The sequence below is a fragment of the Xanthobacter sp. genome, from assembly GCF_041911315.1.
In the GTDB taxonomy this organism is placed as follows: Bacteria; Pseudomonadota; Alphaproteobacteria; order Rhizobiales; family Xanthobacteraceae; genus Xanthobacter; species Xanthobacter aminoxidans.
Map to the genome: position 1 here is coordinate 73,524 of NZ_JAYRPE010000067.1, position 23,704 is coordinate 97,227.

A 23,704-nucleotide genomic window follows, 5' to 3' on the forward strand; every position below is an offset into this window, starting at 1 on the left:
ATGCTGCCGCCGGAGACGCACGGGAAGCCACGAATGCCCGAGGACGCCTCTCTTCGACAGCCGCCGACAAACGCCTGCCCGGCGCGGTGGCGCGACGTGCTCCGCGTGCTGCCGCATCGGGACGGCGACCTCGCGCGCCTCGACGAACTGGCGGCGGCGGATGCGCCCGTCGTTACCGTCATCGGCAAGTACAATCACGGCAAGAGCCGGCTCCTCAACGAGCTTATGCGCCGAGACGCCTTCGCCGTGGCCGACCGGCGCCAGACCATCCAGCTGGCCGAGTGCCGGCACGCCGGCGTGCGCTGGCTCGATGCTCCGGGGCTGGATGCGGACGTGGCCGGGGAAGACGACCGGCACGCGCTCCGGGCCGTCTGGCTTGCCTCCGACATTCGCCTGTTCATCCATGCCGCGCGCGAAGGCGAGCTGGACGCCGCGGAACGGGCGCTTGTCGAAACCCTGCGCGCCGACAGCCACCGCACCCGTCGCGAGACGCTGATCGTGGTCACGCAAGCGGACCAGATGGAGGACGACGACGCGCTCGGCCGCGTGGTGTCCGCCATCGCGGATCAGGTGCCGGGCGCCAGCCTTCACGTCGTCTCCTCCACCCGGCATCGCCGGGGACTGGAAGACGCCAAGACCCTCCTCATTCAGCGCAGCGGGATTCCCGAGCTGGAACGCGCTCTGGCGGACGCGCTTGCGCGGGTGCCGGCCGCGCGGGCTCATGAGGCGCGCCTGTTGCGGGGCGAAATCCGCGCGGAACTTGAAACTGTCCGGAACGCCGAGGCCGAGACGCTGGCGTCCCTCCGGCAACAACAGATCGCCCAGCGGCGCGCCTTCGATGACGGGCTTGAGACCCTGCTTGCGGCGATCGGCTGGGACATGGAGGAGGTCGTGTCACGCGCCGGCCCCGACCTCGCGCTGGTGGCGGACACCGGCCGTGAGCGCTACGCCACGACCGCGGCGAAGCTGGAGCGTGCGCGTATCCAGGTGGCCTATTCGAGGGCGTGCATCCGCCTCGACGGCTTCCTCGCGGGCCACGGCGTCTCCGGCCTGCCGCAGGAGCAGCAGACCGCCGCCGGCAGCCTCAACACGGTCATGGTGGCGGTCATGGGCGTCTCGGTGAAATTCCGGGCGGACCTGCGCCGCATGTTCTGCGAGGAAGCTGGGCGGGCGCGGCTGCAGGCGGCCTTCGCCCACTATTTCGAGCTGTCGCGATCGCGGGCGGCGCTGCGGGACAGGATCAACGAAGCCTCCGTCGCACTGGATGCGACTGACCGTGCCCGCGCCGCCCTGCCGCCGGTCGCCGCGCCATGACGGCGGAGACGATGGACCGCAGCGCCCCCTCGCCGGCGCTCCATGCTCCAGCCACACGCGCGGCGCTGTCCGAGGAGCAGCTTTTCATGGCCGAGGTCGAGGCGGTCGCGCTCGGCCTCGAAGATCTTCGACCCGCGCTCGCACGTCTGGACGACTGGCTTTCAAGTCTCGGCGCGGGCCTGGTCGGTGCCCGCCTCTCCACCGCAGCATTGCGGGAGGACAGCGAAATCGCCCGCCGCATCGCGGCGGCGAATGCCGTGATCGACGCCTGCATCTCGGACTGGCCCCGGCAACGCGACGCGCTGCGCCCCGCCGAGGCGCTGGCGCGGAGCCTGGATCAGGCCGTTGTCCTGCTGGTGTTCGGCAAGTTCAATGCGGGCAAGAGTTCGCTCTGCAATCTCATGGCCGACCGCTTCGCGGCCCACGGCTTGGAAGTGAACTCCTTTCATCTCGATGCCGACGGACGCCCGGAGCCGTGCGCCCGCTTCACCGAAGGCGCTACCGAGACCACATCGCGCATCCAGGGCATCCGGCTGGGCCAGCGGCTGGTGCTGCTGGATACGCCCGGCCTCCATTCCGCCACCGGCGAGCACGCGGCGCTCACCCGCCGCTTCGTCGACTGCGCCGACGCTGTGCTGTGGCTCACCAGTTCCTCAACGCCGGGACAGGTGCAGGAACTGGAGGAGCTTGCCGGCGAATTGCGCCGCGCCAAGCCCCTGCTGCCGGTCATCACCCGCAGCGACCGCTATGAAGAAGACGAGATCGACGGCGCGCTGGTGAAGCTCATGCGCAACAAGACGACGGCCGACCGCTGCGGGCAGGAGGCGGACGTGGCGGAGCGTGCGCGCGCCAAGCTCGCGGCGTTGGGGCTGGACATGGCGCTGCTGCGCCCGCCCCTGTCTGTCTCTGTCCATATGGCCCGGGCGGGCGGAGAAAGCCCCGCAGCTATGGCGACGGCGGGCATGGATCGTCTCTATGCCGCCCTGCGGGCCCTCGTTTCGCCGGCGCTGGCCTATCGACGCCGCAAGCCGGCCGAGGTGCGGCTGCGCCATCTGGACGAGACCGTCCTGGGCGGCCTGCAAGCGCTGCTGCGGCCCGCGCTGGAACAGCTGAATGCCGCGCTGGACGACGCGACAGCCCAGCTCGACCGACGGGGGATGCAGATGCAGGAGGACGTTTGGCGCGCCATCGCCCCCCTTCTGCCGGACCTGCTCGACGCCCATGCTCCTGAGCGGGATGCAGCTGGCGTCCGCCGCAGCGTATCGCAGGCGCTGCAATCGGCATGGGGCGAGGCGCGGGACGCCCACTTCCGCGACTATCGGCTCGGCCGCGATGGGCAACCTGCGCCATTCGCACCCACCCCGGACATCGGCTTCGAGGAGATCGTGATCGAGGTGGAGGGGACCCGCCAGTCCGTCGGCGTCGACGCCACGCGCCTGCACGCGGCCCTGGAACGGGAGATCGGGGATTGGGTGGCCGCCGCGGGCGACCACGCACGGGAAGAATGCGCCGCGAGCCTCCGCAAGGTAATGGCAGACGCCGCGCGCCTCGATGCCGTCCTTCGCGCCCACGAGGCGAGCCTTCGCGACATCAGGAGCGACCTGCGCGCACCGGCTTGAGTGGGCCTTGATTCATCCGCGATGAACGCAAGCCCCGGCAAACGCCCGGCGGGCCGGGCGCATCCATGAACCAGCTTCACCAATCGGTGTGTTTTTCGCGTTACCGGCCTTCGGCGGCTTTCGGCATCATCGCGCCCCTAAAAGACCAAGGCACGATGAGGAGACGACCGTTGAGCGCCCAAGCCCCTGCCACCACTGGCGATATTGCCATTTCCGCCCACCATGGAGCCGCCCTTTCGGCAACGCTCCAGCCCATGGCGCATGCCATCCGCTTCCTTGCGGTGGATGCCATTCTCGCGGCGGGCGAAGGACATCAGGGCGTTCCCCTCGGAATGGCCGAGATCGCGACGGTGCTCTACAGCCGTCACCTCAAGTTCGATCCTGCCGACCCCACCTGGCCGGACCGCGACCGGGTGGTGCTCTCCAACGGGCACGGCTCGACCCTGCTCTATTCCCTGCTGCACCTCACCGGCTATCACCACATCTCGCTGGACGCTGTGAAGAGCTTCCGTGAACTTGGCTCAACCTGCGCCGGCCATCCGGAATACGAGCCCGCCGCCGGCATCGAGACCACCACCGGCCCGCTCGGACAGGGCATCGCCAACGCGCTGGGCATGGCCATCGCCGAAGCCCATCTCAACGCGCGCTTCGGCGACGACCTTATCGATCACCGCACCTGGGCCTTCGTCGGCGACGGCTGCCTGCAGGAGGGCGTGGGGCAGGAGGTGATCCAGCTTGCCGGCCACCTCAAGCTCGGCAAGCTCACCTTCTTCTGGGACGACAACGCCATCACCGACGATGGCTCCACCGAGCTGTCCATCTCCGAGAACGTGGCCGAGCGCTTCCGCGTGGCCGGCTGGCATGTGGTGGAGATCGACGGCCACGACATCGAGGCCGTGGACACCGCCATCCGCGCCGCCAAGGCCGATCCCCGTCCCTCCATGATCGCCTGCAAGACGACCATCGCCCGCGGCATCCCGCGCCTCGAGGGCCAGCGCGGCGGCCACTCCGGCAAGCTGTTCCCGGATGATCGCGCCGCCATGGCGGAGCGCTTCGGCTGGACCGGCGGCAGCTTCGACATTCCAGCGGACATCGGCGCCGACTGGCGCGCCACGGGCAAGCCGGGCGCCGAGACGCGGGCCGCTTGGCGCAAGCGGCTCGCCGCCGCCGGCAATGCGGTGCAGGACGAGTTCCAGCGCACCATGTCCGGCATCCTCAGTGAAGGCGCGCGCGAGGCCATCCACGCCTACAAGGCGAAGGCGGCGGCTGAGGAGAAGGCGGATTTCTCCATCGCCACGTCGGGCGACATCGCGGCGGCGCTCTATGAGGCGCTGCCCGACATCATGACCGCCTGTGCGGATCTGGAGGCGCCCACCAACCACAAGCGCCAGCTTTCCGCCTTCACGGCGAAGGACCGGGCCGGCCGCTACATCCATTGCGGCGTGCGCGAGCATGCCATGGGCTCGCTGGCCAACGGCATGGCGGCCCACGGCGGCATCATCCCGCTCGCCGTCACCTACCTGCCCTTCTCGGATTATGAGCGGCCCGCCTTGCGCATGGCGGCGCTCATGGGGCTGCCAGTGAAGTTCGTGTTCAGCCACGATTCCATCGGCATCGGCAAGAACGGGCCGACCCACCAGCCGGTGGAGATCATCGCCTCGCTGCGGGCCATGCCCAACATGACGGTGCTGCGCCCCTGCGACGCCATCGAGGCGGCCGAAGCGTGGGAGATCGCGCTGGAGCACCGCACCGGCCCGGTGGCGCTCATCTTCGCGCGCCAGTCCCTGCCGGCCCTGCGTCGCGATGGCGGCGCGGAGAACCGCTCGGTCCGCGGTGCTTACGTGCTTCAGGAGGCAGAGGGTGGCCCGCGCCGCGTCACGCTCATCTCTACCGGCTCAGAAGTGCAGATCGCCGTGGAGGCCCGTGCCCTGCTCCAGGCGCAGGGCATTCCCACCGCCGTCGTCTCCATGCCCTGCTGGAGCCTGTTCGAAGCTCAGGATGCCGTCTATCGCAAGGCGGTGCTGGGCGAAGGCACGGTGCGCGTCGCCGTGGAAGCGGCGGTGAAGTTCGGCTGGGAGCGCTGGATCGGCGAGGACGGCGGCTTCGTGGGCATGACCGGCTTTGGAGCCTCCGGCCCGGCGGATGCGTTGTATCGGCATTTCGGCATCACCGCAGAGGCCGTCGCCGAGGCCGCCCGCGTGCGCCTCTGAGCCCGTCGCGACAATCAGAAAGAACAACACCATGCACAAGATCGTCGTTCTCGACCGCGACACCATCGCGCCCGAGGTTCAGGTCCGCCGCCCGTCCTTCCCCCACGAATGGGTGGAACATGCCCGCACCAGCGCAGGCGAGGTGATCGAACGGGCGAAGGATGCCACCATCATCATCAACAACAAGGTGGATCTGCGGGCCGACACGCTGGCCCAGCTGCCCAACCTCAAGCTTATCGCCATCGCCGCCACCGGCACCGATTGCGTGGACAAGAAGGCGGCGGCCGCGCAGGGCATCCCCACGGTGAACATCCGCGGCTATGCCAAGGCCACCGTGCCGGAGCACACCTTCGCGCTGCTGCTCTCCCTCGCCCGCTCCATCGTGCCCTACCGGGCCGAGGTGCTGGAGGGCGCGTGGCAGGCGGCGCAGCAATTCTGCTTCTTCACCAATCCCATCGTGGACCTGGCGGGCCGGCGGCTCGGCATCGTCGGCGCCGGTGTGCTGGGCTCGCAGGTGGCCGGCATCGCGCGGGCCTTCGGCATGGACGTGGTGTTCTACGATCCCATGGCGAAGCCGGGCACGGCGGGCGTTGTAAGCCTCGACGAGCTGATCGAGACCTCCCACGCCATCACCCTGCACTGCCCGCTCACCGACGAGACGCGCGGCATGCTCGACATGGCCGCCTTCCGGCGCATGAAGAACCGGCCGATCATCATTAACACCGCGCGCGGCGGGCTGATCGTGGAGGAAGACCTGGAGGTCGCCCTCGACGAGGGGCTGGTGAGCGCTGCCGGCCTCGATGTCACCCTGCCGGAGCCCCCCGCCCCCGACAGCGCCTTCATGCGGCTCGCACGGCGGCGCAACGTCATCTGCACCCCGCACATCGCCTGGGCCTCGCTGGAGGCGCAGCAGGCGCTGGCCGATCAGCTCATCGACAATATCGAGAACTTCGTGGCCGGCCGCCCCTCCAACGTGGTTTCGCCGGACTGAGGCGGCTCGCAACGTTTCAGTCTCGCGCGATGCGCCGGCCGGAACCCGTTCCGGCCGGCGTTTTCTTGTGCCCGCGCGGACAGGACAAAAAAAGGCCCACCGGCGGACCGGCGGGCCTTCAGGCTAGGGAGCTTGTAACCCCGAGGCGGGGCCCGGTCTGCGCCGGGCGCCCTCCTCAGGGCAGGAAACTCAAGGCAAGAAACTCAGGGCAGGAAGCCGATGGAGATCCACGGCACGGCAGCCACCACCGCCAGTCCGATGAGCAGCACCAGCATGTAGCCGACGATGGGTTTCATGCCCTCGTCCGGGTTCACGTTGCCAATGGCGGTCGCGCAGTAGTAGCCGACGCCGAAGGGCGGCGCGAAGAGGCCGATGCCCATGGCGAGGATGACCACCATGGCATAGTGCACCTCGTGGATGCCCATCTGCCGCGCGATCGGGAACAGCAGCGGCCCGAACAGCACGATGGACGGGATGCCCTCCAGCACCGAGCCGAGGATGATGAAGGCGAGGATGGAGACCACCATGAAGGTGGCCGCGCCGCCCGGCAGGCCGGACATCACATGGGCGAGGGCCTGCGAAAAGCCGGACTGGGTGAGCGCCCAGGCCATGCCCGTCGCCGCGCCGATGATGAGCAGGATCGCGCCGGAGAGCGCGGCCGTGCTGATCATCATCGGGATGACCCGGCTCCACTCGAACTGCCGGTAGACGAGCAGGCCTACCACCACGGAATAGATGATGCCGATGGTGGAGACCTCGGTCGCCGTGGCGATGCCCTCCATCACCGCGCCGCGGATGACGAACGGCAGGGCGATGGCCGGCAGCGCGATGCCAGCGGACCACAGGATGTCCTTGGCCGAGACGCGCTTGACGTTGGAGAGGTCGTCGTTGCGGTAGCGGTAGCGCACCAGGAGGCACAGCGCGAGGCCGAGCACCAGAGCGGGCAGAAGTCCGCCGGTGAACAGCGCCGCGATGGACACCCCCGTGACCGAGCCGATGGTGAGCAGCACGAGGGACGGCGGGATCGTCTCCGTCTGCGCGCCGGTGGCGGCGAGCAGGGCCACGAGATCGCCCTTCTTGGCGCCGCGCTTCACCATTTCCGGGAACAGCACCGGCGTCACCGCCGCCATGTCCGCCGCCTTCGAGCCGGAAATGCCCGAGACGAGATACATGGCGCCGATCAGCACGTAGGAGAGGCCGCCGCGCACATGCCCCAAGAGGCTGGCGAGGAAGCCCACCAGCGCCCGCGCCATGCCGGTCATCTCGATGAGCAGGCCGAGGAACACGAACAGCGGCACCGACAGCAGGATGAGGTGGCTCATGCCCTCGTCCATGCGCCCCACCACCACCGCGAGCGGCGTCGTGGTCGTGAAAGTGAGGTAGCCCACCGTCGCGAGGCCGAACGAGAAGGCGATGGGCACGCCGGCGAACACCGACGCCGCCACAAGGCCGACGAGGAAGATCAGCAGGTTGTAGTTGCCCAGCGTCTTCAGCCAGGGCGAGGCCACATGGCCGAGACCCACCGCCAGCAGGAGGCAGACGCACACCACGGCCACCTGCTTTGGATTGGCCGCGCGCAGCACTTTCAGGAAGCTCACCAGCGCCATGAGGCCAATGCCGATGGGCAATGCGGCCGCCTTCCACGTGTTGGGCACGTCGAGGGCCGGCAGCGTGACGAACATCTCGTCTTCGGCATACTCGATGGCGGGATGCAGCACCGCCACGAGGAACACCAGGGGCGCGGCGAGGGCCAGCGTCTCCAGCACCGATCTCACGCGCGGCGAGGCCATGCTCACCAGCGCGGTCATGCGCATGTGGCTATCGCGCTGGAGCGCCAGCACGGCGCCGAACATGGCGAGCCAGATGAAGAGGACGGACGCAAGCTCGTCCGACCACACGATGGGGCTGTGCAGCGCATAGCGCTTCACCACACCCACGAAGAGCACGGTGATCTCCGCCAGCACGAGAGCAGCGGCGAGATATTCCACCACGCGGCAGATGGCGGTTTCCACACCGAATACGGCGCGGCGCCAGCCGGTGGGAAGCGCCGGGGGCGGCGCTTCCTCTGTGGCGTAGGCTTCGTGCAGCGCGTGGCTCTCGTCCAGAGCGTGGGCTTCCCCCAGCGCGTGTTTCGGCGGCGGCATGGAGTGGGATACGTGCTGGGACATGTTCACCCCCCGAGCTTGCCGACGGCGGCCTCGAGCAGGCCCCACGCTTCATCGCCATACTTGGCCTTCCACTCGCCGTAGAAGGGGGTGGAGGCCAGCGCCTTGCGGAACTGCTCGCGGTCCACGTCGATGAAGGTGATGCCCTTGGCGGTGAGGTCCGCGCGCAGGCTCTGGTTGAGCGAGGCGATGTCGGCGCGCTGGTCCACGGCGGACTTGTCCAGTTCGCGGGTGACGACGGCGCGGACGTCCTCAGGCAGCGTGCCCCAGGCGCGGCGGTTGCCGAGGATGACGTAGCCGTCCCACACGTGGCCGGTCATGGAGCAGGACTTCTGCACCTCGTAGAGACGGGTGGAAGCGATGATGGCGAGCGGGTTCTCCTGGCCCTCGACCACCTTGGTCTGGAGCGCGGAATAAAGCTCGTTGAAGTTGATGGGCGTGGCACCGGCGTTCAGCGACTTGAACACCGAGGTCAGCATGGGCGCGGGCGGGACGCGGATCTTGAAGCCGTTCAGATCCTGCGGGGTGCGGATCTCGCGGGTGGACGAGGTGATCTGGCGGAAGCCGTTGTCCCAGAACTTGGCGGGAGCGACGAGGCCGGTCTTCTCGATCTGCGTCCGGATGTACTTGCCGAGATCGCCGTCCACCGCCTTCCACACGGTCGCGTAGTCCGGGAAGGCGAAGCCGGTGTTGACGATGCCGGAGACGGGAACCAGCGTCGCGAGGATCGAGGTGGAGAGGTTGAAGAACTCCACGCCGCCCGAACGCACCTGGGCGAGAAGGTCGGTGTCGGAGCCGAGCTGGTTGGCCGGGAACAGCTTGATCTCGACGCGGCCGGAGGTCGCCTCGCGGATGCGGTCGAGGGCTTCCTGCGCGCGCTTGTTCACCGGGTGGGTGGGGTCCTGGCCGGTGGCGTACTTGTAGGTGAATTCGGCGGCCTCGCCCCGGCGGGTGAGGATGCTGAACAGCGGCAGCGCGGCGCCTGCGGCCAGCACATGACGGCGGGTCAGGCCGGTTTTGGTCGGTGTCATGGTGTTTTCTCCCTAGTGTGCCGCTTTCGGCGGCTTGGTCGTTTGGAAAGAGGGGACTAGGCCCGGCCCTGGAGGGCGCGGTAGGCGTCGATGACCTTGCTGTCGTCCTTTGTGCCCTTGCCCTGGCCGGAGACGGCGAGGAACATCTGGTGGGCGGTTGCGGCCAGCGGCAGCGCGGTCTTCGCACCGGCACCGGCTTCCAGCACGATGCCGAGATCCTTCACGAAGATGTCCACCGCGCTGGTCACGCGCGGTTCGCTCTCCAGCATGCGCGGGCCGCGGTCCCGCAGCATCCAGCTGGAGGCGGCGGAGCCGGAGACGATGTCGAGCATGGCGTTCATGTCGAGGCCGAGCGTCTCGGCCAGCGACAGGGCCTCGCCGGCGACCGCCAGATGCACGCCGCACAGGAGCTGGTTCACCGCCTTTGCGGTGGCGCCCTGCCCGGCCTTGTCGCCCAGCAGGACGACCTTGGAGCCCATGGCGTCCAGCACCGGCTTCACCTGCGTGAACAGGTCGGAGGGTGCCGCCACCATGATGGTGAGGCTGCCCGCCTCGGCCCCGACCACACCGCCAGAGACCGGGGCGTCGACGAGGCGACGGCCTTCCGCCTCCACGCGCTTGGCAAGGGCCGCGACGGCGGCCGGCGGACAGGTGGCCATCAGGATGACCGTGCCGCCTTCAGGCAGATGCGCCAATGCGCCCGCGCCGAACAGGATGTCCTCGGCCTGGGTGGCATTCACCACCATCAGCACCGCGGCATCCTGGCCGGCGAAGGCGTCTGCGAGGCTGGCCGCGGCCGCGCCCCCGGCGGCGGCGAGTTTCGCCCCGGCTTCGGGCCGGATGTCGAAACCCGTCACGGCGAAGCCAGCGCGGGCGAGGTTGACCGCCATCGGCAGGCCCATGGAGCCGAGCCCCACAAAGCCGATCTTCTTCATCTTTTCCTCCCGCTCGGCCCGCCCCTCTTGCCGGGGGCTGGAGCCGTATGGATGACGTGAACCCTTCGACTACTTGAGCCAGCCCTTCACCTGCGCGCAGAGCGCATCGGTGGAGATGCCGTAGCGATCGTGCAGGGTCGGCAGCGCGCCGGCCGCCAGAAACTCGTCGGGCAGACCGATCATGCGGAACGCGGGGTGGACACCCGCGCGCATCAGAAGCCCCGCCACCGCCTCGCCAAGGCCGCCGATGATGGTGTGGTTCTCAACCACCACCACGAGGCGGCCGGGCTTGGCACAGGCCTCCAGGATGGTCGCGGTGTCGAGCGGCTTGATGGTTGGCACATGCAGCACGCCCACGTCCACGCGGTCCGCCTCGAGCGCCTTGGCAGCTTCCAGCGCGCGCATGGTCATGATGCCGGACGAGACGAACAGCACCTCGTAGCCGTCGCGCAGCATCTTCGCCTTGCCCAGCTCGAAGGTGTAGCCGTACTCGTCGAGCACGAGCGGCACCTGGCCGCGCAGCAGGCGCATGTAGACCGGGCCCTTGTGGGCGACGATGGCCGGCACCGCCTGCTCGATCTCGTGCGCGTCGCACGGGTCGATCACGGTCATGTTCGGAATGGCGCGCATGAGCGCCAGATCCTCGGCCGCCTGATGCGAGGGGCCGTAGCCGGAGGTGAGGCCCGGCAGGGCGCAGACGATCTTCACGTTGCGGTCTTCTTCCGCGATCGTCTGGTGGATGAAGTCATAGGCCCGGCGCGAAGCGAACACCGCATAGGTGGTGGCGAAGGGCGTGAAGCCTTCCGCCGCAAGGCCGGAGGCCGCGCCGAACAGGAGCTGCTCGGCCATTCCCATCTGGTAGTAGCGATCCGGGAAGGCCTGCTGGAAGATGTGCAGGTCCGTATACTTGCCGAGATCCGCCGTCATGCCGACGATGGAGGGATCGTTCTGTGCGGCCGTCACCAGCGCGTGGCCGAAGGGGGCCGGCTTGGTGCGCTGCCCTTCGCCCGCGATGGACGCGATCATGGCGGAGGTGGTCAGGCGCGGCTTGGCAGGCGCGTCCGTCTTGGCGGCGGGAGCGGGGTGAGCCGAAGCGGGTTTCATGCGGGCTTCCTCTCGTCGAGGGCGGCCAGGGCCAGCTGCCACTCATGGGCATCCACACGGATGAAATGGTTCTTGTCGCGCGCCTCGAGGAAGGGGATGCCCTTGCCCATGAGCGTGTCGGCGATGATCATGCTGGGCCGGCCGCCATTGGCGGTCTTGGCGGCATCGAAGGCGGCGCGCACGGCGTCGAGGTCGTTGCCGTCCACCCGCTGCACGAACCAGTTGAACGCCGCGAGCTTCTCCGGCAGCGGCTCGAAGCCGAGCATGGAGGTGGAGGGGCCGTCCGCCTGCTGGTTGTTCACGTCGACGATGGCGATGAGGTTGTCGAGCTTGTAGTGCGCGGCCGACATGATGGCCTCCCACACCGAGCCCTCGTCCAGCTCGCCGTCGGAGAACAGGGTGTAGACCCGGCTGTCCGAACCCTTGCGCTTGAGGCCGAGGCACTTGCCCACCGCGATGGACAGGCCCAGGCCGAGCGAGCCGCCGGACATTTCCATGCCGGGGGTGTAGGCGGCCATGCCCGACATGGGCAGGCGGCTGTCGTCGAAGCCGTAGGTCTCCAGCTCGTCCTCGGGGACGATGCCGGCCTCGATCAGCGCCGCATAGAGCGCGATCGCATAATGGCCGTTGGAGAGCAGGAAGCGGTCGCGCCCCTCCCATTCGGGGTTCTGGGGCTCGTAGCGCATGGCGTGGAAATAGGCGGTGGCCAGCACATCGGCGATGTCGAGGGCCTGGGCGATATAGCCCTGCCCCTGCACCTCGCCCATGCGGATGGCATGACGCCGGATGTTCCAGGCGCGCCGCTCCAGCGAGACGTTTGAAGGTGAAATGGTCATGTCCCTGTTCCTGTAGAGGAGCGCCCGCGCCGGGACGGCCCCGATCGCCCTGCGACCAGCCGTCCCCAACGCGCTGTGGCGGACCGGGATTGGAGCATTTTCAAGCGAAGCGGATTCCGGTTCGCGTGAAGAAAAGGCGTAGCGCCAAATGCCTAGGGTATTTCCGGCGGACCGGAGTTCGCCGGGAATGCCTTAGTGGATCAGCATGCCGCCGTTGACGTCGATCACCGCGCCGGTGACGTAGGCGGACAGGTCGCTGGCGAGGAAGAGATAGATGCCGGCCACGTCGCTCGCATCGCCGAGGCGGTTGAGCGGAATGCCCTTCAGGATGTCCTTGCGCATCTCGTCGGTCAGCTTGCCGCCCGTGATGTCGGTCTGGATCAGGCCGGGGGTGACGCAGTTCACGCGGATGCCGTCCACGCCGAACTCGCGGGCCATCGCCTTGGCGAGGCCGAGCACGCCCGCCTTCGCGGACGAATAGTGCGGGCCACCGAAGATGCCGCCGCCGCGCTGCGCGGACACCGACGACATGCAGGCGATGGAGCCGGACTTGCGCTCACGCATGTGGGGGATGAACACCTGGCTGAGGAACAGGACGCCCTTGCAGTTGATGTCCTGGATGCGATCCCAGCTCGCCTCGTCGATGTCGAGGGTCTTCACCGGCTGGGTCACGCCGGCATTGTTGACGAGGATGTCCACATGGCCGAACGCCGCGATCACCGCATCGGCGGCCGCCTGGCACGAGGCCTTGTTGGCGACGTCGCAGCCGACGCCGATATGCTGGGGGCCGAGCTCGGCGGCGGCGGCCTTGGCGGCGGCCTCGTCGATGTCGAGAATGGCGATGCGCGCGCCATGGGCGGCGAACAGCTTCGCCGTGGCAAGACCAATGCCGCGGGCGCTGGCGGCGCCGGAAATGGCGGCGGTCTTGTTCTGAAGCAACATGGTTTCCTCCACGAGGGGCCTCTTTTTGTATGAATGATACTGGCTCCTCTTTCCCCGGCTGAAAAACGCAAAAATTGCGCGAATGGATGAACCATGTTCATCTAAAGCCGTGGGCCGTCCGGACTGCCGTGGCGGCCGCTGTCATGAGGGCTCATCATGAAGCGCCTTCCCCTGTCCGCCTTGCAGGCTTTCGAGTCGGCCGCGCGCCGCGGCTCGTTCCGCGTCGCCGGGGAGGAGCTGGGCATTTCGCCCAGCGCCATCAGCCACGCCGTGCGCAAGCTGGAGGACCTGATGGGCGCCGCCCTGTTCGAGCGGGAAGGCCGGGCGGTGCGGCTCAATCCCGCCGGCGAGGCGCTGATGCGCCATGTGGCGGCGGGATTCGACGAGATGCGGCAGGGCATCGAGATGGTCGGCGCCCGCTCGGTGAACCTGCTGCGCCTGCATTGCGCGCCGTCACTGGCGGCGCAATGGCTGCTCCCCCGGTTGCGCACGCTGCTGGCCAAGCAGCCGGGGCTGGAGGTGCGGCTCGCGGCCGGCGTGGACTACCCGCGCTTCGAGCATGACGAGTTCGACGCCGACATCTGCTATGGCCCGCCGCGGCAGGAAGGGCTGATCGTCGTGCCCCTCGGCGAGGAGACGGTGACGCCCCTGTGCGCGCCGGAAATGGCCGCCCGCATTTCAGGACCGCTGGACCTGCTCGAACACGACCTCATCGAGAGCGACAACAAGCGCGTGCGCTGGAACCACTGGTTCGAATCCAACGGCGTGGCCCCGCCCGGCCCGCGCGGCTCGCGCTTCGACCGCTCCTTCATGGCCATCGCGGCGGCGGTGGACGGGCTCGGGATCGCGCTGGAATCCACCCGCCTTGCCGAGCGCGAGATCGCGCGGGGGCAATTGGTGGCGCCGCTCGCCGGCAAGGCGAACGACGTCACTTATGTCGGACACTATCTGGTCTTCCCCCGCGCCGCGAAAGCACGCCGGGCGGTGCGCATGTTCGCCAGCTGGATCACGCAGGAACTCGATTTGCCCACGCCCCGCATCTGAGAGCGCAGGCGACGGCAACCGTGGCGTCGCGCGATGTCCGGACATCGCCCGAACATCGTTTCGCAATACAGATACGAGCTGTCCGACCTCAGGCAATCCTCGGGAGATGCAGCGCGAGGGTTTCTCCCGCGCTGCCTTCCACTGCCGGATAGAGCACGCGGACCCGTGGATCGTGGCCGGGCACGATCATCTCCTCCCGGCCCTCTGCCAGCACGCGCGCGCCCCCCCAACCGGCGGCCATGTCGCCGAGGTTGAAGACGATCGGGAAGGGCAGGCCTTCCTGCATGTTGGCGTAGAAGTGGCTGGCATCGCTGGCGAGGACGAGGGGGCCGCGCGCGGTCTCCACACGCACCATCTGCAATCCGTCCGTGTGGCCGCCCACATGGTGGACACTGACGCCGGGCGCCACCTCCCCGTCGCCGGCGTGGAAGCGCACCCGGCCCGCATAGAGGGCGCGCACCATCTTCACCACGTCCTCCACATCGAAGGCGTGGCGCATGCAGGCCACGCACATATGCCGCCCCGTGGCGAAGCCCATCTCCCGTTCCTGCAGGTGGAAGGTGGCGTTCGGGAAGAGATCGAGGTTGCCGGCGTGGTCGTAGTGGAGGTGGGTGATGATGACGTCCCCGACGTCCGCCGGATCGCAGCCGAGATCGGCATAGGCCGTCGCGACATCGCGCAGGATGCGCCGCCCCCGCGCCGGTGTGCCGACCTTCGCAAAGCCGGTGTCCACGGCGATCAGGCGGCTGCCGCTGCGCAGAAGCCAGACGTAGAAGTCGAGCGGCATCGGCGTGTCATGCGGGTCTCCCGCGCCGATGAAGTTCATGCCGCGCGTGCGCTGCTGGTCGCCGTAGCGCAGGGCGTAGACCTCCCACTCCATCGTTACCTCCCTGTGACCCGCTCTCGTTCAAGCCACTTGCCAGCGGTCTACCCCTCTGTATATTCGACTTCGAAAAAAGAACAGATGTTCTGTCTAGAAGAACGATAGTCGGGAGGAAGCCGGTGGACTCAGAAGACGACGTGGTGGCGCGGCTCCTCCGCCTGCCCGACCTGCTCGAACGCGCGCCGGCCCTTCAGGAGCGCGGCCGCTTCCTCTCGGTTGACTGGCTCGTGGGCATCCCCAGCCGGCCCTTTCGAGTCCGGATCGAGCAGGGACGCATCGTCCGCATGGACGAGGCGCCGAAGGTGATGGCGAACTGGCGTTTCGCCTATCGCGCGCGCCCCGAGGCGTGGATGGAGTTCTGGCAGCCCATGCCGAAGGCGGGCTGGCACGACCTTCTGGCCCTCACCAAGCGGGGAGCGGCGACGCTGGAGGGCGACCTCCACCCCTTCATCGCCAACCTTCAGTATTTCAAGGACCTTCTGGCGCTGCCGCGGGAGGTGCGGGCATGAGCACGACCGTTCCCGCGCGCATCGAGCCCCAAATCGAGCCGATGATCGGCCGCTATGTGACCTTCCCCATCGAAGGCCGGCCGCATCGCGTCTATTTCGAAGAAGCCGGCAGCGGCATCCCGCTCGTCTGCCTGCACACCGCAGGCTCGGACGGACGCCAGTGGCGCCACCTTCTGACCGATCCCGAGATCACGCAGCACTTCCGCGTCATCGCCTTCGATCTGCCGTACCACGGCAAGTCCAATCCGCCCGAGGACTGGGACGGCACCGAATATCGCCTCACCACGGCGGCCTACACCGCCACCATCCGCGCCTTCTGCGGCGCGCTGGGTCTGGCCCGGCCGGTGGTGATGGGTTGCTCCATCGGCGGGCGCATCGTGCTCAACCTCGCCATTGATCACGCCGCGGAGTTTTCCGCGCTGATCGGCCTCGAGGCGGCGGATTTCCAGCAGCCCTGGTACGACACGGAATGGCTCAACCGGCCCGATGTCCACGGCGGCGAAGCCTGCGCGGCGCTGGTCTCCGGCCTGATGTCGCCCGACCTCCCCCCTGCGCGGCGCATGGAAACGCTGTGGCACTACAAGCAGAGCGGGCCGGGCGTGTTCAAGGGCGACCTGTATTTCTACCGCGTCGATGGCGACCTGCGCGGTCGCACCGCCGCCATCGACACCAAGGTCTGCCCGCTCTACCTGCTCACGGGCGAATACGACTATTCCTGCTCGCCCGACGACACGCTCCGCACCGCCCGCTCCATCTCCGGGGCGCAGGTGACGGTGATGGAGCGTCTCGGCCACTTCCCCATGAGCGAGAACCCCGAGCAGTTCCGCCGCTACATCGCGCCCGTGCTGGACGACGTCCGGCGGCGCGCCAGCCAACCATAACCCAAGAAAGAAAACCGAGGAGGAAACCCAGAATGAAGACAACGAAGAGGCTCGCCGCGGCCGCCCTTGGCATGGCCCTCGCCACCGCCCCCGTCGCGGTACGGGCCGCCGATGACGTGATCCGCATCGGCATCCTGAACGACCAGTCCGGCGTGTTCGCCGACAACGGCGGGCGCGGTTCTGTTATCGCCGCCAAGCTGGCGGCGGAAGACTTCGCCAACGAAGTGATCGGCCAGCGCATCGAGATCATCGATGCCGACCACCAGAACAAGGCGGACATCGCCTCAGCCACCGCCCGCAAGTGGTTCGATACCCAGGGCGTGGATCTGATCGCGGACGGCGCGGCCTCCTCGGCCGGCTTCGCGATCCTGGAGGCGGCCAAGGAGCGCAAGAAGATCTTCATCGTGAACGGCCCGGCCTCGTCGGACTTCACGGGCAAGGCCTGCTCGCCCTACTCCTTCCACTTCACCTACGACACCTATGCGCTGGCCAAGATCACCAGCCAGGCCATCACCAAGGCCGGCGGCAAAAGCTGGTATTTCATCACGGCGGACTACGCCTTCGGCCACGCGCTCCAGCGCGACGCCACCAAGTTCATCGAGGCGGCGGGGGGCAAGGTGGTCGGCCAGGCGGCGCATCCGCTCGGCACCAACGACTTCTCCTCCTTCCTCCTTCAGGCGCAGGCCTCGAAGGCGAACGTGGTGGGCCTCGCCACCTCGGGCCGCGACGTGCAGACCGCCATCAAGCAGGCGGGCGAATTCGGCATCGTCGAGGGCGGGCAGCAGCTCGCCGGCCTCCTCGTCTTCATCACCGACGTGAAGGCGCTGGGCGTGAAGGCCGCGCAGGGCCTGAAGGTGACCACCTCCTTCTACTGGGACCTCACCGACGAGACCCGCGCCTGGACCAAGCGCTTCCAGGCCCAGATGGGCGGGCGTGTCCCCTCCATGATCCATGCCGGCGTCTATAGCGGCGTGAAGCACTATCTGGCGGCGGTGAAGGCGCTCGGCACCAAGGACGGCGAGAAGGTCGCGGCCAAGATGCACGAGATGAAGGTGAACGACATGTACAACAAGGATGTCGTGATCCGTGCCGATGGCCGCGTGCTGCACGACATGTACCTGATGCAGGTGAAGACGCCGGCGGAGTCGAAGTACGAGTTCGACTATTACAAGACGGTCGAGCGCTTCCCCGGCTCCGAATCCTTCCGCCCCCTGAGCGAGAGCGAGTGCCCGCTCGTCAAGCGCTGATCCGCCTTGCCGCGCCCGCGCACGACGCGGGCCGGCTCCCCTGCGAGGATCTCATGAGCCCATTGCCTTTCTTCGTCTCCGGAAAGCCCGTCACGGGCACCGGCCCCACCTTCGTCTCCCGCAACCCGGCGACCGGCGAGGTGAACTACGAACTCTCCGCCGCCTCCGCCGCCGATGTGGACGCCGCCGTCGCCTCGGCGCAGCAGGCCGTGCGGTCCGCCGCGTGGCGCAACATGCGGCCCCACGAACGCGCCCGCATCATCGCCCGCATCGCCGATGGCATGGCCGCCAACGCCGATGAGCTTGCCGCCATCCAGATGCGCGAGAACGGCAAGGTCATCGCCGAGTGCCGCACCCAGGTGGCGAGCGCCATCGCCACCTTCCGCTACTTCGCGGCGGTCTGCGAGACGCTCGGCTCCGAGGTGACGCCGGCGCGCGGCGACTACCTGTCCATGACGGTCTACGAGCCCATGGGCGTCATCGCCGCCATCACCCCCTGGAATTCGCCGCTCACCATGGAGGCCCAGAAGGTGGCCCCGGCGCTCGCCGCCGGCAACGCCATCATCGTGAAGCCATCCGAGGTGACGCCCACGGCCGCCATTCTCGTCGCCCGCATCGCCGCGGAAGCGGGCCTGCCCCCCGGCATCCTCAATGTGGTGACCGGCCTCGGCGGCGATACCGGCGTCGCGCTGGTGCAGCATCCGGGCGTGCGCATGGTCTCGTTCACCGGCGGCACCGGCACCGGGCGCGCCATCGGCCGCATCTGCGCCGACCGGCTCATTCCCGCCGCGCTGGAACTCGGCGGCAAGTCGCCGAACATCGTGTTCGAGGACGCCGATCTCGACGCGGCGGTGGCCGGCGTCATGGGCGGCATCTTCGAAGGCTCCGGCCAGTCCTGCGTCGCCGGCTCGCGCCTGTTCGTGCAGAAGTCCGTCTACAACGCCTTCGTCGATCGCCTGAAGGCGAAGACCGAGGCGCTGGCGGTGGGAATGCCGACAGAGCCGGCCTCGAAGATGGGGCCCCTCGCCTCCTTCCCCCACCGCGACCGGGTGGAAAGCATGGTGGACATCGCCCGCAAGGAGGGCGGCGACATCATCGCCGGCGGCCGCCGGCCCGAACCGGCTGCGCTCGCCAACGGCGCCTTCTATCTGCCCACCCTCATCGGCGGGCTGACCAATGCGGCGCGGGTGGCACAGGAAGAGATCTTCGGCCCCGTGCTGGTGATCCTGCCCTTCTCCGACGAGGCGGACCTCGTCGCCCAGGCAAACGACAGCGTCTACGGCCTCGCCTGCGGCATCTGGACGGCCGACTACCGCCGCGCATGGCGCATCGCGCGGGCCATCGAGGCCGGCACCGTCTGGATCAACACCTACAAGCAGCTCTCCGTGGCGACGCCGTTCGGCGGCTTCAAGGAAAGCGGCATCGGCCGCGAGAAGGGCATCTCGGGCGTCCGCCTCTACCAGCAGGCGAAGGGCATCTATTGGGACATGGGCAAGCTGGTGCCCGAGGAAGGCATGGGACAATGAGCGGCAGCGTCGGTTTCATCGGGCTCGGCGTCATGGGCGAGCCCATGTGCCGCAACCTCGCACAGAAGAGCGGGAGGCCGGTCATCGGCTTCGACCGGGCCGACGCGCCGCTGGAGCGGCTCGCCGCTTTCGGGGTGACCCGCGCGGCCAGCCTCTCCGCGCTGTCCGAGGCGTGCGACGTGATCTTCATGGCCCTCCCGAGCGGCGCCCATGTGGAGGCCGTGACACTCGGCGCGGACGGCCTTCTCGCCCATGCCCGTCCGGGGCAGGTGATCGTAGACCTCGGCACCTCGCCGGTGGAGCTGACGCGGGACATCGCGGCGAAGTTCGTCGCGGCCGGCGCGCAATATGCGGATGCGCCCATCGCGCGCACCCGTCAGGCGGCCGAGGAAGGCACGCTCTCCATCATGGTGGGCGCGGACCAGCCGACGTTCGACGTCGTCCGCCCGCTGCTCGCCACCTTCGCCAGCGACATCACCCATTGCGGGCCGATCGGGGCGGGGCAGATCGTCAAGATCCTCAACAACATGGTGCTGGTGGAGACGGTGGTGGCGCTGAGCGAGGCGATGGCCACGGCCACGCGCGCCGGGGTCGACGGCAAGCTGCTGTTCGAGACCCTGATGAAGGGATCGGCCGACAGCTTCGCCCTGCGCAACCACGGCATGAAGGCGGTGGTGGCGGAGACCTTCCCGGAGCGCGCCTTCTCCACCACCTATGCCCGCAAGGACATCGGCTACGCACTGTCCCTCGCCCAGTCCGTGGGGCTGCGGCTGCAAGGCGCGGAACTCGCCGACCAGCTGCTGGAGAAGACGCAGGCCGAAGGATTCGGCGATCTCTACTGGCCAGTGGTCAGCCGCATCGTCGCCAAATCGAACTGAGGCCCGAGCCGGGGCCGAGACCAGACCGCTCCCTGCGGGCAGCCTCGCACCGCAGGAAGCGTTCCAATTGCCGGCCGCTTCTGCGATCATCCATCGCCCGTTCGGCTCAGGTCGGCGGGCGTACTGGAGATGCGTGTGTCCGAGTCCAAGACCCTCAGTGCGCCTGACGGCGGCGGCGTCGCCGCCGTGGAGCGGGCGCTTACTATCGTCGGCGCGCTGGAGCGCGCGAACGGTCCCGTCAGCCTGGCGGATCTCTCCCGCCTGACGGGGTTCTACAAAAGCACCATCCTCCGCCTCATGGCCTCGCTGGAAGGCAACGGCTACGTCACGCGCCTGCGCGATGGCGGGTATGACCTCGGGCCGGCCGCCTTCCGCCTCGGCATCGCCTATGAGCGGCGCAACGGGCTGCGCGGCCATGTGATGCCGGTTCTGCAGGATCTGGTGGAGCGCGGGACCGAAAGCTCGTCCTTCCATGTCCGGCAGGATGCCGACCACCGCCTGTGCCTGTTCCGGGTGGATTCGCGCCATGCGACCCTCGACAGGGTGGCGGCGGGCGATGTCTATCCCATACGGGTCGGCGCCGGCGGGCATGTCCTGCTGGCCTTCGACGGTGAACCGGGGCCGCGCTACGACGCGATCCGCACCGAAGGATTGGCGGTGTCCCTGGGCGAACGCGATCCCGCCTGCGCGGCGGTTGCCGCGCCCGTATTCGGCCCCGCGGGGCTGTTCGGCACGCTCTCCTTGTCAGGCCCACGCGAGCGCTTTTCGCCGGAGCAGGTCGCCATCATGCGCGCCGAGCTTCTGCCGCAGGCGGAGCGGCTGACGCGCACGCTCGGTGGCACCTGGCCCCATTTCCAGCGTCCCACCGGAAAGGTCGAGCGCGGCGCCGCCTGAGGGACGGCGACACCGCGCCCGACACCCGCATCCCGGCCCGCGCCGAACGCGAACCGGGACAGGGAGCCCTACTTGAGCGAAGCGCCGGAGGCCTTCACCGCGGCGGCCCACTTGCCGCTCTCCTCCTTCATGAAGGTCGCGAATTCGGCCGGCGTGCTGTTGACCACGTCGCCGCCGAGCTGCTCGATGCGGCGGCGCATGTCCGGCTCCGCGACGATCTTCGACACGTCGGCGTAGATCTTCTCCACCAGCTCCGGCTTGATCTTCGCCGGCGCCAGCAAGCCGAACCAGGTGGCGGCCTCGAAGTCCTTCACGCCGGCCTCGGCGAAGGTCGGCACCTGCGGCAGCGCGCCGAGGCGACGGTTGTGGGCGACGGCGATCGCCTTCACCTTGCCGCTCTCGATGAGCGGAATGACGGCAGTGGCGGTGGCGAGCATCATCTGCACCTGCCCGCCCATGAGATCGGTGAGGGCCGGCGCATCGCCCTTGTAGGGCACGTGGGTGATGCCGCTCTTGGTCGCGACCTTGAACAGCTCGCCGGAGAGATGCTGCGCGGTGCCGATGCCCGGGGAGGCGTAGTTCACCTTGTCCCCCTCCTTGGCCAGCCAGGCGAGGAACTCGGCCATGTTGGAAGCCGGCACCTGCGGGCTCACCACCAGAACCAGCGGCACCTTGGTGATGAGGGTGATGGGCGCGAAGTCCTTCAGCGCGTCGAAGGTCAGGCCGGGATAGAGGTGCCCCGAAATCGTGTGGGCGGAGGTCGTCATGTACAGCAGGTAGCCGTCCCCCGGCGCCTGCGCCACGGTCCGGGCGGCGATGGTGGTGCCGGCACCCGCGCGATTGTCCACCACGACCGCCTGGCCCCACGCCCCGGTGAGCTTTTCGGCCACGGCACGGGCCACGACGTCAGTGGCGCCGCCGGCGGCATAGGGCACGATCATCGTCACCGGCCGTGTCGGGTAGGTCTCCGCCGATGCGGGGCCGGCGAGGGCGATGCAACTCGCGAGGCAGCCGGCGACGGCAGCCATCATGCTTCGGAACGACATGTTTCCTCCTGAGCCGCTCTGTGCGGCCTTTTTGTTCTGTTAGACAGAATAGTTATTCTTTTTTATAACCGTCGCGAATTCGGGCCGGTACGTCAAGGGGTCGCTTGACGTGGACGGGAAACGCGCGCAGAAATCTGCGCACGACTGTATACAATAGAATGCAGCCATGAGCGGTCGTATGGCGAGACGGGTGGAGGAGCGGATGACGCGAGAGGGAGCCGAGGCGCAGACGGCAGCTGAAGCCTCCGCCGTGCTGGGCCGGCGCTGGGATGTGCTGGTGGTGGGCGGGGGCAACGCGGCCCTCTGCGCCGCCATCGCCGCGCGGCGGGACGGCGCGTCGGTTCTGGTGCTGGAGATGGCCCCGCGCTTCTATCGCGGCGGCAACACGCGCCACACCCGCAACATGCGCTGCGCCCACGACACCGCCACCGACACCCTGACCGGCCCCTACACCGAGGATGAGTTCTGGGACGACCTGAAGCGCGTCACCCAGGGCCATACGGACGAGGAACTGGCCCGCTTCATGATCGCCCAGTCCAAGGACATGCTGGGCTGGATCACCGAGCAGGGCGTGCGGTTCCAGCCCTCGCTCGGCGGCACGCTGAGCCTCGGGCGCACCAATTCCTTCTTCCTCGGCGGTGGCCGCTCCATGCTGAACGCCCTCTACCAGACCGCCGAGCGGCTGGGGGTGGAGGTGCTGTACGACGCCGAGGTGGTGGACCTCGACATCGCCGACGGCTTCTTCCTCGGCGCCCAGGTGAAGCATGGCGGGCAGCGCCACATGGTGCGCGCGGGGGCTCTGGTGGCGGCCGCCGGCGGGTTCGAGGCCAACATCGACTGGCTGAAGGAATATTGGGGGCCGCCGGCGGAGAACTTCCTCATCCGCGGCACGCCCTACAACCGCGGCACCATGCTGCGGATGCTGCTGGACAAGGGCGTGAAGCCGGTGGGCGATCCCACCCAGTGCCACGCGGTGGCCATCGATGCGCGCGCCCCCAAGTTCGACGGCGGCATCATCACCCGGCTCGACTGCGTGGTGTTCGGCATCGTGATGAACAACAAGGCCGAACGCTTCTACGACGAGGGCGAGGACTTCTGGCCCAAGCGCTACGCTATCTGGGGCCGGCTCGTCGCCCAGCAGCCGGACCAGATCGCCTACATCGTGTTCGACGCCAAGTCGCTCACCTCCTTCATGCCCTCGCTCTACCCGCCCATCAGCGCGGCCACGCCGGAGGAACTGGCGGGCAAGCTCGGGCTCGATCCGCAGGCCTTCGCCGCCACCGTCGCGAACTTCAATGCGTCCATCGTGCCCGGCGGCAGCTTCGACCACACCGTGCTGGACGACTGCCGCACGGAAGGCCTTACCCCGCCCAAGACCCACTGGGCGCGGCCGATCGATACCGCGCCGTTCTATGCCTATCCGGTGCGCCCCGGCATCACCTTCACCTATCTCGGCGTGCGCGTGGACCGCGAGGCGCGGATGCAGATGGCGGACGGCTCAGCGGCGGCCAACATGTTCGCCGCGGGCGAGATCATGGCCGGCAACGTGCTCGGCCGCGGCTATGCGGCCGGCATCGGCATGACAATCGGCAGCGTGTTCGGCCGCTGCGCCGGCACCGGAGCGGCCCGCAGTGTGCGCAACTAGCCAG

General features: G+C 68.5%; 19 protein-coding genes and 1 pseudogene. 12 read left to right on the plus strand and 8 right to left on the minus strand.

The features are described from left to right. Positions 1 to 33 precede the first annotated feature (33 nt). The 4 genes from ACE3QW_RS19640 to ACE3QW_RS19655 all read left to right on the plus strand — a co-directional run bounded on the left by ACE3QW_RS19640 (position 34) and on the right by ACE3QW_RS19655 (position 6,134). Positions 34 to 1,314: a GTPase gene (locus tag ACE3QW_RS19640; protein WP_374253428.1), complete on the plus strand. Its 1,281-nt coding sequence runs from the start codon at positions 34 to 36 to the stop codon at positions 1,312 to 1,314. Positions 1,315 to 1,325: 11 nt separating this feature from the next. Beyond that, a complete protein-coding gene (locus ACE3QW_RS19645) occupies positions 1,326 to 2,933 on the plus strand; it encodes a GTPase (RefSeq protein WP_374253430.1) in 1,608 nt (535 codons plus the stop codon). A gap of 254 nt (positions 2,934 to 3,187) precedes the next feature. Then, positions 3,188 to 5,143 (plus strand): transketolase, encoded by a 1,956-nt coding sequence (gene tkt, locus ACE3QW_RS19650; RefSeq protein ID WP_374253467.1) that lies wholly within the window; start codon positions 3,188 to 3,190, stop codon positions 5,141 to 5,143. A 31-nt stretch (positions 5,144 to 5,174) separates the two neighbouring features. Then, positions 5,175 to 6,134 (plus strand): D-2-hydroxyacid dehydrogenase, encoded by a 960-nt coding sequence (locus ACE3QW_RS19655; RefSeq protein ID WP_250166818.1) that lies wholly within the window; start codon positions 5,175 to 5,177, stop codon positions 6,132 to 6,134. Between the two features lie 203 nt (positions 6,135 to 6,337). Here ACE3QW_RS19655 and ACE3QW_RS19660 read toward each other — a convergent pair whose 3' ends face one another. From ACE3QW_RS19660 to ACE3QW_RS19685, 6 genes and pseudogenes are all read right to left on the minus strand, one after another. Then, complete coding sequence (locus ACE3QW_RS19660; protein WP_081837838.1) at positions 6,338 to 8,278, minus strand: TRAP transporter large permease subunit; 1,941 nt, start codon at positions 8,276 to 8,278, stop codon at positions 6,338 to 6,340. Positions 8,279 to 8,304: 26 nt separating this feature from the next. Continuing rightward, positions 8,305 to 9,330 (minus strand): TRAP transporter substrate-binding protein, encoded by a 1,026-nt coding sequence (locus tag ACE3QW_RS19665; protein ID WP_024280057.1) that lies wholly within the window; start codon positions 9,328 to 9,330, stop codon positions 8,305 to 8,307. Positions 9,331 to 9,386: 56 nt separating this feature from the next. Continuing rightward, positions 9,387 to 10,280, minus strand: a pseudogene (locus tag ACE3QW_RS19670) (NAD(P)-dependent oxidoreductase); the annotation flags it as partial. Positions 10,281 to 10,334: 54 nt separating this feature from the next. After that, positions 10,335 to 11,369 carry a transketolase family protein gene (locus ACE3QW_RS19675; protein ID WP_374253433.1) on the minus strand — a complete coding sequence of 345 codons (1,035 nt, stop codon included), beginning with the start codon at positions 11,367 to 11,369 and terminating at the stop codon, positions 10,335 to 10,337. Beyond that, positions 11,366 to 12,205, minus strand: a complete 840-nt coding sequence (locus ACE3QW_RS19680) for a transketolase (protein ID WP_024280060.1) — start codon at positions 12,203 to 12,205, stop codon at positions 11,366 to 11,368. Before ACE3QW_RS19680 ends, ACE3QW_RS19675 begins: the two co-directional genes overlap by 4 nt. A gap of 192 nt (positions 12,206 to 12,397) precedes the next feature. Beyond that, entirely contained in the window at positions 12,398 to 13,147 is a 750-nt protein-coding gene (locus tag ACE3QW_RS19685) for an SDR family NAD(P)-dependent oxidoreductase (protein WP_029557552.1), read from the minus strand. Positions 13,148 to 13,303: 156 nt separating this feature from the next. On the opposite strand from ACE3QW_RS19685, the gene ACE3QW_RS19690 reads away from it, so the two are divergent. Further along, positions 13,304 to 14,191 carry a LysR substrate-binding domain-containing protein gene (locus ACE3QW_RS19690; protein ID WP_374253436.1) on the plus strand — a complete coding sequence of 296 codons (888 nt, stop codon included), beginning with the start codon at positions 13,304 to 13,306 and terminating at the stop codon, positions 14,189 to 14,191. Positions 14,192 to 14,279: 88 nt separating this feature from the next. Here the strand turns inward: ACE3QW_RS19690 and ACE3QW_RS19695 are convergent, their stop codons facing one another. After that, positions 14,280 to 15,071 (minus strand): N-acyl homoserine lactonase family protein, encoded by a 792-nt coding sequence (locus tag ACE3QW_RS19695; protein WP_374253438.1) that lies wholly within the window; start codon positions 15,069 to 15,071, stop codon positions 14,280 to 14,282. Between the two features lie 122 nt (positions 15,072 to 15,193). Here ACE3QW_RS19695 and ACE3QW_RS19700 point away from each other — a divergent pair, with 122 nt between their 5' ends. The 6 genes from ACE3QW_RS19700 to ACE3QW_RS19725 all read left to right on the plus strand — a co-directional run bounded on the left by ACE3QW_RS19700 (position 15,194) and on the right by ACE3QW_RS19725 (position 21,009). Further along, positions 15,194 to 15,583 carry a hypothetical protein gene (locus ACE3QW_RS19700; protein ID WP_156026347.1) on the plus strand — a complete coding sequence of 130 codons (390 nt, stop codon included), beginning with the start codon at positions 15,194 to 15,196 and terminating at the stop codon, positions 15,581 to 15,583. After that, a complete protein-coding gene (locus ACE3QW_RS19705) occupies positions 15,580 to 16,464 on the plus strand; it encodes an alpha/beta fold hydrolase (RefSeq protein WP_374253439.1) in 885 nt (294 codons plus the stop codon). Before ACE3QW_RS19700 ends, ACE3QW_RS19705 begins: the two co-directional genes overlap by 4 nt. A gap of 32 nt (positions 16,465 to 16,496) precedes the next feature. Beyond that, on the plus strand, positions 16,497 to 17,711 hold the full coding sequence (locus ACE3QW_RS19710) for an ABC transporter substrate-binding protein (protein WP_029557547.1): 1,215 nt from the start codon (positions 16,497 to 16,499) through the stop codon (positions 17,709 to 17,711). Between the two features lie 53 nt (positions 17,712 to 17,764). Then, the gene (locus tag ACE3QW_RS19715) at positions 17,765 to 19,237 is read left to right on the plus strand and encodes an aldehyde dehydrogenase (protein WP_374253441.1); all 1,473 of its coding nucleotides are present in this window, start codon (positions 17,765 to 17,767) and stop codon (positions 19,235 to 19,237) included. After that, complete coding sequence (locus ACE3QW_RS19720; protein ID WP_374253443.1) at positions 19,234 to 20,115, plus strand: NAD(P)-dependent oxidoreductase; 882 nt, start codon at positions 19,234 to 19,236, stop codon at positions 20,113 to 20,115. Before ACE3QW_RS19715 ends, ACE3QW_RS19720 begins: the two co-directional genes overlap by 4 nt. A gap of 135 nt (positions 20,116 to 20,250) precedes the next feature. Next, positions 20,251 to 21,009, plus strand: coding sequence for an IclR family transcriptional regulator (locus ACE3QW_RS19725; RefSeq protein WP_374253445.1), 759 nt, complete (start codon positions 20,251 to 20,253; stop codon positions 21,007 to 21,009). A 68-nt stretch (positions 21,010 to 21,077) separates the two neighbouring features. On the opposite strand, the gene ACE3QW_RS19730 is transcribed toward ACE3QW_RS19725, so the two are convergent. Continuing rightward, on the minus strand, positions 21,078 to 22,055 hold the full coding sequence (locus ACE3QW_RS19730; protein WP_374253446.1) for a tripartite tricarboxylate transporter substrate binding protein: 978 nt from the start codon (positions 22,053 to 22,055) through the stop codon (positions 21,078 to 21,080). 202 nt (positions 22,056 to 22,257) lie between these two features. Between ACE3QW_RS19730 and tcuA the strand changes: the two genes are divergently transcribed. Beyond that, the gene (gene tcuA, locus ACE3QW_RS19735) at positions 22,258 to 23,700 is read left to right on the plus strand and encodes an FAD-dependent tricarballylate dehydrogenase TcuA (RefSeq protein ID WP_051679093.1); all 1,443 of its coding nucleotides are present in this window, start codon (positions 22,258 to 22,260) and stop codon (positions 23,698 to 23,700) included. The last annotated feature ends 4 nt before the right edge of the window (positions 23,701 to 23,704 follow it).